The 10,634-nt window shown below is 33.0% G+C and carries 8 protein-coding genes; all 8 read left to right on the forward strand.

Annotation, left to right across the window (positions count from 1 at the left end):
- Positions 1-573 (forward strand): LacI family DNA-binding transcriptional regulator (locus KA468_RS09475; RefSeq protein WP_291242699.1); only part of this gene is annotated, 573 nt, incomplete at its 5' end.
- A gap of 206 nt (positions 574-779) precedes the next feature.
- Positions 780-2,186 (forward strand): MFS transporter, encoded by a 1,407-nt coding sequence (locus KA468_RS09480; RefSeq protein WP_291242700.1) that lies wholly within the window; start codon positions 780-782, stop codon positions 2,184-2,186.
- 9 nt (positions 2,187-2,195) lie between these two features.
- Entirely contained in the window at positions 2,196-2,852 is a 657-nt protein-coding gene (gene pgmB / locus KA468_RS09485; protein ID WP_291242701.1) for a beta-phosphoglucomutase, read from the forward strand.
- Between the two features lie 45 nt (positions 2,853-2,897).
- Positions 2,898-5,192: a glycoside hydrolase family 65 protein gene (locus tag KA468_RS09490; protein WP_291242702.1), complete on the forward strand. Its 2,295-nt coding sequence runs from the start codon at positions 2,898-2,900 to the stop codon at positions 5,190-5,192.
- Between the two features lie 50 nt (positions 5,193-5,242).
- Positions 5,243-7,354 (forward strand): glycoside hydrolase family 97 protein, encoded by a 2,112-nt coding sequence (locus KA468_RS09495; protein WP_291242703.1) that lies wholly within the window; start codon positions 5,243-5,245, stop codon positions 7,352-7,354.
- 97 nt (positions 7,355-7,451) lie between these two features.
- Complete coding sequence (locus KA468_RS09500) at positions 7,452-9,290, forward strand: glycoside hydrolase family 13 protein (protein ID WP_291242704.1); 1,839 nt, start codon at positions 7,452-7,454, stop codon at positions 9,288-9,290.
- Between the two features lie 76 nt (positions 9,291-9,366).
- Positions 9,367-10,224, forward strand: coding sequence for an alpha/beta hydrolase-fold protein (locus KA468_RS09505; RefSeq protein WP_291242705.1), 858 nt, complete (start codon positions 9,367-9,369; stop codon positions 10,222-10,224).
- A 3-nt stretch (positions 10,225-10,227) separates the two neighbouring features.
- The coding region (locus KA468_RS09510) for an alpha-amylase family glycosyl hydrolase (RefSeq protein WP_291242706.1) at positions 10,228-10,634 on the forward strand (407 nt) is incomplete at its 3' end.

The raw sequence follows: 10,634 nt of genomic DNA on the forward strand, positions 1-10,634 counted from the left end.
GTACTTTTTGACCGCGTTACAAATGATGTTTTTTGCGATAAAGTAATTATTGATGATCAATTGGCGGCGTATAATGCTACTGAATTTTTTATCACAAACAAATATAAAAACATAGCTTTAATAACTACTGTTGACTATGTAAGTGTAGGAAAACTTCGAACAGAAGGCTATTTAAAAGCATTGGCGGATTATGATGTATCAATTAATGATAATTTAATCATTAAAGTAGAAGACATAGACCATTGTCAGGATCAAATTATCGATTTAATTACTAACAACGAAATTGATGCTGTTTTTGCAGTGAATGAATTGTTTGCCGTAACCGCCATTAAAGCGATTAATAAAATTGGTAAAAAAGTACCAGATGATATTGCGGTTATAGGGTTTACGGATGGAATTATTTCTCAATTTTCAACACCAACAATTACTACGGTGAGTCAAAACGGAATTAAAATGGGTCAAAAAGCGGCAAAAATGCTAATTGAACGTCTTGAAAAAGAAGAAGATGACGAACAATACACTACTGAAATTATAGAAACCGAATTAATTTTTAGAGAATCTACGACAACGTAATAGTTTAGTTAACTATTTAAAAATCAAAGCTTAAAAAATTAATTTTTACGATATTCACTGTTTTTTGAGGCAAATTTTTTAGATTATTTAAAAAAATTTACTTTAATTTGTGTCAATCAAAGCTTATATTTCACTTCAAAAATTAAGTATAGTTTTGATAAGCACATAAAAACGCTTATCGTAGTATTAACAACTAATTACGATAAATGGAAAAGCGTAAGTTACGTTTCTGGGAAATTTGGAACATGAGTTTCGGATTCTTAGGGATACAGTTTGGTTTTGCCTTACAAGGAGGCTTCATGTCAAGAATTTTTCAAACCCTTGGTGCCGAAGTAGACGACATTCCAGGTCTCTGGGTTGCCGCACCTTTAACTGGTTTGTTGGTTCAGCCAATTGTTGGATATTTATCTGACAATACTTGGAGTCCAAAATTCGGAAGAAGAAAACCATTTTTTCTTATTGGAGCCATTTTAGCTTCTATTACTTTATTTTTTATGCCACATTCTCCTGCATTATGGATTGCAGCAGGTTTGTTATGGGTTTTAGACTCTTCTATTAACATCAGCATGGAACCTTTCCGTGCTTTAGTAGCTGATAAACTACCCGAATCACAGCGTTCAAACGGATTTGTGATTCAAACGTTAATCATCGGAATTGGTACTTGGATTGCCAGTAACTTACCGTGGTTAGTTAATAAATTGGGCGTAACTAATGAAGCAAAAGCAGGTGTCATTCCACAATCAGTAATTGTAGCTTTTTCTGTTGGCGCATTTGTATTTTTTGCAAGTATTTTATATACTATATTTACTACAAAAGAAAATCCACCAGAAGATTTAAATCAATTTCTTACCGAAAAAAAAGAATCACGCTTTATTCCAGATTTAGTAATTAGCTTGAAAGAAATGCCTTCAACCATGAAAAAATTGGGATTAATTCAGTTTTTTAGTTGGTTTGCATTTTTTACCATGTGGAGTTTATCCACACCAGCACTAACAGAACATGTTTTTCATTCTCCAAAACCAGATGTAAAAGAATTTGCAAAATTGGACGATAAAGGAGCTGTTCTAAAAAACAACAAAGAAGAAGTTGTTTTTCTTAGCACGTTAAAAGAGCAAGAATATCAAGCAAAAGATAAAGTATACAATAATGCTGCCGATTTAGTAGGTTCTGCAACCGGCGTATACGGATTGTCTTCAATGGTTTTTGCATTATTGCTTACTTTTTATACGCTGAAAAACAAAATAAATAGAAAATACATTCACATGGTTTCTTTGATTCTGGGTGGATTAGGATTTATTTACATGTTTTATGCCACACCAGAAACCTTAATGTATTCATTTATATTAATTGGTTTTTCTTGGGGAAGTATTTTGTCGATGCCTTATGCTATGTTGTCAAGTTCAGTCAATCCAAATAAAATGGGAATGATGATGGGGCTTTTCAATATGTTTATTGTAATTCCACAAATTATTGCTGCACTTGGAGGAATCAATTATTTATATAAATTAATTGGTGAAGCACACATTAATGCCATGCTTTTGGCTGGATTATTATTAATTATTGCAGGGTTATGTAATTTCTTTATTACAGATAAAAATGCAATTTCAGGTTAAACAAACAGAATGAACAAAAAAGCATTTATATTCGATTTAGACGGCGTAATAGTTGACACCGCCAAATTTCATTTTTTGGCATGGAAAAAATTAGCGGATAGTTTGAATATTAATTTTACACACGAAATCAACGAACAACTAAAAGGCGTAAGTCGCGTGCGTTCGTTAGAAATTATTTTATCTCAAGGAAATGTGCAAGCGTCACAAGAAGATAAAAACAATTGGTTGGTTCAAAAAAATGAAGACTATTTAGCATTTGTGCATCAAATGGACAAATCTGAAATTTTACCTCGTGTAGAAGAAGTACTTCAGTTTTTAAAAACAAACCATCAATATGTTGTATTGGGTTCGGCAAGTAAAAACGCCCGACCAATATTAGAAAAAGTGAACATTTTGCATTATTTTGATGCACTTGTTGACGGAAATGATGTAACCAATGCCAAACCCGATCCAGAAGTTTTTCTGCAAGGAGCAAACCAAGTTCAGGTGGCGTACAAAGACGCTATTGTTTTTGAAGATTCAGTAGCTGGTATTCAAGCGGCAAATGTAGCTGGAATGACCAGTGTAGGTATTGGTGAGAAAGAAGTATTACACGAATCGGATTTTTGTTTTAGAGATTTTACAGAAATGAGTAACGATTTTATAATGCAATTAATTAACAAATAGAAATTGTCAAATTGACGAATAGAAAATTGACAAATTAGAAAGAAAATGAATCAGGATTATATCGTACCAAATAATTGGTCAATCATAGAAGAAGGATTTGAAGCGGATAGAGTAAAATCTTCCGAAAGTTTATTTAGTATTGGAAATGGTGCTATGGGGCAACGTGCCAATTTTGAAGAGCATTACTCAGGTGATACGTTTCAAGGTAGTTACATTGCTGGGGTATATTATCCAGATAAAACAAAAGTAGGCTGGTGGAAAAATGGCTATCCCGAATATTTTGCTAAAGTATTAAATGCACCAAATTGGATTGGTATTAATATAGAAGTTAATGGCGAAAATTTAGACTTAGCAACTTGTAAATCAGTTTCAAACTTCAGACGTGAATTGAATATGAAAGAGGGTTGGTACCAACGTTCGTTTCAGGCAGTACTTCAAAATGATGTAGCTATATCAATAGATGTTACTCGTTTTTTATCTTTAGATATTGACGAATTAGGAGCTATAAAATACCAAGTTACACCAATAAATACCGATGCCAAAGTAGTTTTTAAACCGTATTTAGATGCAGGTATTGAAAATGAAGACACCAATTGGGAAGAAAAATTCTGGGAAACCTTAGAAATTAAAAACGAAGAAAATAGCGCATTTATTGTGGCTCGAACTTTAAAAACAAAGTTTACAGTTGCCACTTATATGCAAAATCAAATTATAGTAAATAACGAAATTACCGATGTAAAACCTGTTGAAGTAACAAAGGAAGCATCTAAAATTATGTTTTCTTATGAAGTGGCTGCCACACAAGGACAAACAGTAAGTATACAAAAATTTGGAGGCTACACAATTTCTACCAATCATAAAGAAGAATACCTTATTTCTTCAGCAAAAAAAGTATTGCTTCAAGCGACTACTTTAGGATTTAATACCCTATTGGAAAATCAAAAACAAGCTTGGGCTAAAATTTGGGAAATGAGCGACATCACTATCGAGGGTGATACCAAAGCACAACAAGGTATTCGTTTCAATATTTTTCAATTAAATCAAACCTATTTAGGAAAAGATTCTCGCTTAAATATTGGTCCAAAAGGCTTTACAGGTGAAAAATACGGCGGTTCAACCTATTGGGACACCGAAGCGTATTGCATCCCGTTTTATATGGCAACGAAAGATCAAAATGTAGCCAGAAGTTTGTTAGAATACCGTTACAATCAATTGGATAAAGCCATCGAAAATGCTCAAAATAATTTAGGGTTTAAAAACGGGGCGGCACTTTATCCGATGGTAACTATGAATGGTGAAGAATGTCATAACGAATGGGAAATTACTTTTGAAGAAATTCACCGAAATGGCGCCATTGCATTTGCTATTTATAACTATTACCGTTTTACAGGTGATTACAGCTATATTCCAGAAAAAGGATTAGAAGTTTTAATCGGAATTGCTCGTTTTTGGCATCAAAGAGCCACTTTTTCTACAAACAAAAATCAGTTTGTAATTTTAGGAGTAACTGGTCCAAACGAATATGAAAATAACGTAAATAATAACTGGTATACCAATTATATCGCAAAATGGTGTATCAATTATACGTATGCTCAAATTGAAAAAGTAAAATCGGAATATACTTCTGATTTTGATAGAATTATGAGCAAAGTAAACTTAAATGATACCGAATTACAATCTTGGAAAAATACAGCAGACAATATGTACTTCCCATTCTCGGAAGAACACGGGGTATTTTTACAACAAGATGGTTTCTTAGATAAAGAATTAGTAAAAGTTTCCGATTTAGATAAATCTCAACGACCAATTAACCAAAAATGGAGTTGGGATAGAATTTTACGTTCGCCATATATTAAACAAGCAGATACACTTCAAGGGTTTTATTTCTTTGAAGATGATTTTACCAAAGAACAATTAGAAAGACATTTCGATTTTTATGAACCATTTACAGTTCACGAAAGTTCACTTTCACCGTGTGTGCATTCTATTCAAGCAGCTGCTTTAGGTAGAATGGAGCAGGCATATACCTTTTATTTAAGAACATCTCGTTTGGATTTAGATGATTATAATAAAGAAGTGCACGAAGGATTACACATTACATCTATGGCAGGAACTTGGATGAGTATTGTTGAAGGTTTCGGAGGAATGCGTGTAAAAAATAACCAATTGCACTTTGAACCAAGAATTCCAGAACAATGGAAAGGCTATTCGTTTAAAGTCAATTTTAGAAATGCCATCGTTAAAATAGAAGTAAACCATCAAGAAACCAAAGTTTCTGTAGAAGGAAATCAAGAAGTAGAAGTAATCATTAATGGCGCATCGCAATTAGTAAAAAATTAATAACATTCATTATCATGCTGAACTTGTTTCAGTATCTAAAAACACTAAATATGAAAAATATTTTTTCGGTTATCCTTGTTTTAACAGCTATTTTTGGGGCTTCTGCCCAAGGATTTCAATCGCCAAATGGTAATTTTAAAATGTCATTTTCACTTGGAAATGACGGCACACCTATGTATCAGCTTTTTTTTAAAAACAGAGAAGTAATTAAAAAAAGTAAATTAGGTTTAGAATTACAAAAGGATAAAAAGTCGTTAGTAAACGATTTTAAAGTGATTGATACCAAAGAAAGTACGTTCAATGAAACGTGGAAAACGGTTTGGGGTGAAGAAACGCAAATTCAAAATCACTATAACGAATTAGCCGTTACATTAAAACAAAACGAAACCGACAGAGAAATCATTGTTCGTTTTCGTTTGTTCAATGAAGGTTTAGGTTTCCGATACGAGTTTCCTCAGCAAAAAAACTTGATTTATTTCGTAATTAAAGAAGAAAGAACCGAATTTGCTATGACTGGAAATCACACAGCATTTTGGATTCCAGGTGATTACGACACACAAGAATACGATTATTCCGAAAGTAAATTATCTGAAATTAGAAATTTATTTAAAAGCGCGGTTTCAGAAAATGCATCACAAAAACAATTTTCAGATACAGGCGTACAAACGTCTTTAATGATGAAAACAGCTGACGGATTGTATATCAACATTCACGAAGCGGCTTTGATTAATTATTCGTGTATGCATTTGAATTTAGACGATAAGAATTTCGTATTTCAATCGCACTTAACGCCAGATGCTAAAGGAAATAAAGGTCATATTCAAGCACCAAGTGTTTCGCCTTGGCGAACTATTATCGTTAGTAATGATGCTAGAGAAGTGTTAGCATCAAGAATGACATTAAACTTAAACGAACCTTGTAAAATTGAAAATACTACTTGGATTAAACCTGTAAAATATGTAGGTGTTTGGTGGGAAATGATTACCGGTAAAAACTCTTGGGCTTATACAGAAGATTTTCCAGCGATTCAACTTGGCATAACGGATTATTCTAAAGCAAAGCAAAGTGTTAAACATGCGGCAAATACCAAACACGTAAAAGAATATATCGATTTTGCAGCACTACATGGTTTTGATGCCGTTTTGGTAGAAGGTTGGAACGAAGGTTGGGAAGACTGGTTTGGTCATGAAAAAGATTATGTTTTTGATTTTATTTCGGCGTATCCAGATTTTGATGTAAAAGGAATTCACGAATATGCAAAATCTAAAGGAATTAAAATGATTATGCACCATGAAACGTCTGGTGCTACAAGAAATTACGAACGTCATTTAGATGTAGCGTATCAGTTTATGAAAGACAATGGATATAACGCGGTAAAAAGTGGTTATGTTGGAAATATTTTGCCTTTAGGCGAGCACCATTATAGTCAATCTATCTTAAATCATTACCAATATTGTATTGAAAAAGCGGTAGATTATGAAATTATGGTGAATGCACACGAAGCCGTTCGTCCAACAGGAATTTGCAGAACGTATCCAAACTTAATTGGAAACGAAGCTGCTCGCGGAACAGAATTTCAAGCATTTGGAGGTTCTAAAGCCAATCATACTACAGTTTTACCATTTACAAGATTAATGGGTGGTCCAATGGATTACACACCAGGAATTTTTGAAATGGATATTGCAAAATTAAATCCAGGAAATAATTCACATGTAAATACAACTATTGCCAATCAATTAGGATTGTATGTGGTCATGTATAGTCCACTGCAAATGGCTGCCGATTTACCAGAAAATTACAACCGATTTTTAGATGCCTTTCAATTTATTAAAGATGTTCCAGTAGAATGGGCAACTTCAAAGTACGTAGAAGCAGAACCAGGGTATTACATCACAACTGCAAGAAAAGATAAAAATTCAAACAATTGGTTCGTTGGAAACGTGAACGGATTAAAGGCAAGAACTTCAACTATTTCTTTAGACTTTTTAGAAAAAGGTAAAAAATACGAAGCTACAATTTATGCAGATGCTGCCGATGCGCATTATAAAACGAATCCACAAGCATATAAAATCACGAAACAAAAAGTAACATACAAATCAAAACTGCAGCTAACAACTGCTCCAGGTGGTGGTTACGGAATTAGTATTGTTGAGGTAAAATAAAAGATAATACACAACGCTTGTCAAACTGAACTTGTTTCAGTTTCTCATTAAATTAACTTAGATTCTGAAACGAGTTCAGGATGACAAAAAGTAAGCTATGAAAAAATTAATTCTATTATTCTTAATTACAATTTCTGTAAGTGTTTCGGCACAAATTGATAAAGTAGAACCGCCTTTTTGGTACGAGAACATGACAAACAATCAGGTTCAAATTATGTTTTATGGTAAAAATATCGCTCAAAATACCGTAGCGGTTTCAAACGGAGTAGTAATTACTCAGGTTCAAAAAACGGAGAATCCAAATTACGTTTTCGTATCTATCGATTTGAAAAATGTGTCGGCGCAAGAGTTGACGTTTACCTTTAAAAACGGTAAAAAATCATTTAATCAAGCGTATGTTATCAAAAAACGAAAAGAAAATTCTCGTTACAGAAAAAGTTTTGATGCATCAGATATGATGTATTTAATTATGCCAGACCGATTTGCAAATGGAAACGAAAAGAACGATTCGGATTCAAATTTACAAGAAAAAGCTAACAGAAATAATCCCGGCGGTCGTCATGGTGGAGACATTCAAGGTATTATAAATAATTTAGATTATTTGCAATCGCTTGGTGTAACAGCACTTTGGAGCACACCGTTGTGTGAAGATAACGACAAAGGGTATTCGTATCATACGTATGGTCAATCTGATGTGTATAAAATTGATTCACGTTATGGAACAAATGAAGACTACGTGCGCCTTTCTTCAGAAATGAAAAAGAGAAACATGAAGTTAGTTAAAGATTATGTGACCAATCATTGGGGTGCTGAACATTGGATGTTTAAAGATATGCCTACGTACGATTGGTTTCATCAATTTCCAGGGTATAAACAAAGTAACTATCGAATGACCACACAATATGACTCAAACGCGTCTGCAACAGATGCAAAACTTTGTATGGATGGCTGGTTTGTGCCAAGTATGCCCGATTTGAATCAATCTAATCCATTAGTATTAAACTATTTGACTCAAAACGCCATTTGGTGGATTGAATATGCCGATTTGGATGGTTTCCGAGTTGATACATATTCATATAACGATAAAGCAGGCATTGCAAAATGGACCAAAGCCATTACCGACGAATACCCATATTTCAATATCGTTGGAGAAGTTTGGATGCACGATCAAGCACAAATTTCGTATTGGCAAAAAGACAGTCCAATTGCTAAAATTCAAAATTACAATTCCTATTTACCAAGTGTTATGGATTTTACTTTGCACGATGTCTTTGGAAATGTTTTTAATGAAGACAATCCAAATTGGAATGATGGAATGATTAAATTTTATGAAAATTTTGTAAACGATTTTCTTTATGATAACCCAAATAATTTATTAATTTTTGCAGAAAATCATGACACCAACCGTTTCAATCAGAACTATAAAAATGATGTAAATAAGTATAAAATGGCCATGACTATTTTAGCTACGATGCGAGGTATTCCTCAATTGTATTATGGTTCAGAAATTGGTATGGCGGGCGATAAAGGCAAAGGCGATGCAGATATTCGTCAGGATTTTCCTGGTGGTTGGGCTTCAGATAAAAACAATGCTTTTACGACTTCAGGAAGAACGGCTGAACAAGCAAAATATTTCGATTTCACTGCTAAAGTTTTCAATTGGAGAAAATCGAAATCGGTAATCCATAACGGAAAATTAATGCATTATCTTCCAGATAATAACGTGTATGTGTATTTTCGTTACAACGATACTGAAAGTGTAATGGTTGTCGTAAATAATAGCAAAGAGAAACAAACTTTAAAATTAGATAGATTCAAAGAAAGTTTGGCTTCTTATTCAAGTGGAAAAGACATTATTTCGGATGCGAATTTCGATTTAAAATCAGAACTTTCAATTGAAGGAAAATCGAGTTTAATTTTAGAATTAAAAAAATAAGATTCAAATGAGATTTTGGTTTTTAATAGCGTTTAGTTGTATGTGTTTTTCACAAGAAAATATAAAAATCAGTGATTTGCAAAATAATAACGATTTTGTAGGACAAATAAAACGTATTGAAAACTTTCCATCAAAATATGTGGCTTCCAGAACGGTTGATATTTGGTTGCCAATAAATTATTCAGAAACTAAAAAGTACCAAGTGTTATATATGCACGATGGACAAATGCTTTTTGATGCGAAAACCACGTGGAACAAACAAGAATGGGGCGTAGATGAAAAAATGGATTCATTAACCCAAAAAAAAGCCATTAAAGAGGTAATTGTGGTTGCTGTTTGGAACATTCCAACCATTCGACATTTAAATTATTTTCCACAGAAAGCAATTGATTTTTTAAGCGATTCGGATAAAAAATTCGTGATAGATGAAGCTAAAAAAATCAATTTAGATTTGACACAAATTTCATCGGATAACTATTTAAAGTTTTTAGTTAACGAAGTAAAACCATTTATTGATTCTCGTTTTTCAGTGTATACCGATAAAGAAAACACCGCAATTATGGGCTCCAGTATGGGTGGATTAATTTCCATGTATGCGCTTTGCGAATATCCAACTATTTTCGGGAAAGCTGCGTGCTTATCGACACATTGGATTGGTTTGAAAAATGTTGAAAATAATCCTATTCCAACAGCTTTTTTTAAGTATTTACAAGCTAAATTACCCAATTCAAAAACACATAAAATTTATTTTGATTTTGGCACAAAAACCTTAGATGCAGCATATGTAATATATGAAAAAGACGTCAATGACATATTAAAATCTAAAGGATTTGACGCTTCCAATTCTAAAAATTTAAAATTTGAAAACGCCGATCATACTGAAAAATCTTGGAACAAACGTTTAGATATACCTTTACAATTTTTATTTAATTAAGACATGAAAAAATTAGCAATATTGGCTTTAGTAGCCTTAAGTTTTACAAATAGTACTTCATTACTAGCACAAAATAATAATCTACCGCCTGAAGGATATTATTTAGATTCGAGTAGCTTAGAAAACGCCGTAATTTATGAAGTGAACATTCGTCAATATTCACCAGAAGGGTCGTTTAACGCCTTTACCAAAGACATTCCGAATTTGAAACAATTAGGTGTAAAAGTCATATGGATTATGCCAATTTTTCCAATTTCGCAAACGAAAAGAAAAGCAACAGGTGGCGATAACAGTAAATTTGCTTCAGAAATGCCAGCTGCGGAGCAACATAAATATTTAGGAAGTTATTATGCCGTTTCTGATTTTAAGAAAGTAAATCCAGAATTTGGAACGCTTGAAGATTTTAGAAA

This window comes from Flavobacterium sp. (genome assembly GCF_017985075.1).
Taxonomy (GTDB): domain Bacteria; phylum Bacteroidota; class Bacteroidia; order Flavobacteriales; family Flavobacteriaceae; genus Flavobacterium.